The sequence below is a fragment of the Streptomyces sp. NPDC014991 genome (assembly GCF_043080665.1).
Classification (GTDB): domain Bacteria; phylum Actinomycetota; class Actinomycetes; order Streptomycetales; family Streptomycetaceae; genus Streptomyces.
This window is the reverse complement of record NZ_JBIBVY010000061.1, coordinates 1-1,686: the sequence shown is the minus strand read 5'-3', so window position 1 is coordinate 1,686 and position 1,686 is coordinate 1. Positions and strand designations below refer to the sequence as shown.

The 1,686-nt window shown below is 66.1% G+C and carries 1 protein-coding gene; it reads left to right on the top strand.

Annotated features, from left to right (window positions below):
- The first annotated feature begins 361 nt into the window (after positions 1-361).
- Positions 362-1,210, top strand: coding sequence for a hypothetical protein (locus ACF1BE_RS35045; protein ID WP_392203030.1), 849 nt, complete (start codon positions 362-364; stop codon positions 1,208-1,210).
- The last annotated feature ends 476 nt before the right edge of the window (positions 1,211-1,686 follow it).

The following is a 1,686-nucleotide window of genomic DNA, read 5'->3' as shown; positions in this document are numbered from 1 at the left end:
CCCCGTGAACGTCTCCACCCACACCCGCTCAGCACGTAACACCGCGGCCATACCGAGGAGATGCCCAGATCACGGCCTTGTGCAACACCCTTTAGTCGTGGAGGTGAGGCCGTCCCCGCGCCGTGGGGGGAGAGATCGCGGGGACGGCCGGCTGAGAAGCCTCCGGCCCTCGTCGGCAGCCCGACCTCGCTTCGAGTCGCGGGCTGAGCACGTGTCGGAGTACTTCCTCCCTTCTCGAGGGGGGAAGTACGGCTGGACGTCCCCCCATTCCCCTTCGCCGTATCCACGGAACAAGGCATCGTCCGAGCGCCAGAATCGCTATCGTGGCCGCAGGGGAGGTGACATGAGGAGGGGAGGTGACATGCGCGAGGGGCGCATCTCCCGATACCTCAGCGTCGAGCAGGCCAAGCACCTCATGGTCGCGGTATCCAAGTCGGACTCCGACGCCATCAGTAGGGGCCTGGTCGCTCTCCGGTATGGCGTTGATGGAGCCCTGGACGGGCACCCATTGGCGGTGCGCGGCAGCCAGGGTGTGGCCAGCCTCCTTCACACCGTCGCAAGCCGCGTGTCTGGGACGCCGATGGCAGCACACATCGTCCGGCTGGCGATGGACGCGAAAGCCTTGGCGGACACCAACCCCCAAGCCAGTTGCCTCCTGGCCTCCTATGCCCTGCACCCGGTTGAGGAGCTGTGGCGCGATGCCGACACGGTCAACGACCTAGAGCTTGATCAGGTTGCTCGGTCCCATGGACATCCGCACCGCCTGCGCATGCTCCGGTCAGCGAAGGTCCCGCTGTGGGCGCTGGAGGAGCTCCTGGCCATGCCCCCGGAGATGTTGTGGGTCATCACGCCGGAAACTCTCGTCGAGCTCGCCGAGGTGAGCGAGCTTCAGGGCTTGGGACGTGACGAGCTCGTCGCCCAGGCGGCAGGCATCCTATGTCTTTTCCGAATCCTGAGCGTTCTGGCCGCGGCACCGTCCGAGGTCATCGAACTGCTGCAGCTGCTGGACCTCGGCAACGACGAAGCCGCCGCGATGTCCGCTTCGTATCTCCAGCGCAAGCGGGCTCCTGCGCGGGCATGCCGACCGCCAGGTGCACTCGTCCTTGCTCAGCCCCGGGTGCCGAGGGCTCCGGGACGTGCGGTCCCTCGTCGTTCAAACGTCGAGGGCCGCTGCCGACTGCGTCAGCGTGGAGGGCGCCTCATCGCGTAGTCGGGCATCGGTCCCATTTGATCAACAAGGACCGATCTTGAGTCTCAGTGACAAAGTTGCTTTGGTCTCCGCCGGCGTCGCCGTCATCAGCCTCGGCGTTCAAATCGTCGAAGCGCGCAAAAGGGCCCGTCGCGACAGGTGCGCGTCCGACGACTGCGGCTCTGGGGAGAGGGCTCGGCCGCCTGCCCGGGACAACAGCCGTAGTGACGGCCCTGCCGCCGGTGAGTGACTGACCGGCCTAGGCCTCGTGCCGACAGGGCAAGGTGCCCAAGCGCGTCGCTTCGGCCGGCGCGCTGAGCGTCCTTTCCCCCTCCTCGAGCGGGAAAGGACGCTCAAGGCCAGTCAGGTACGACTTCCTCGTGCACCATCACGTACGGACTTACTGGCCCTAACAGAAGTCGTTGATCATGTGACTATCGGCGAGACTGCTCGTTGGTCTGGTCGTGGGAAAGCGTCAGTCGCGGCCGTGGGTCGTC

Coding starts and splice junctions, on each gene's coding strand:
- ACF1BE_RS35045 (WP_392203030.1), top strand. CDS start 362: ATGCGCGAGGGGCGCATCTCCCGATACCTCAGCGTCGAGCAGGCCAAG.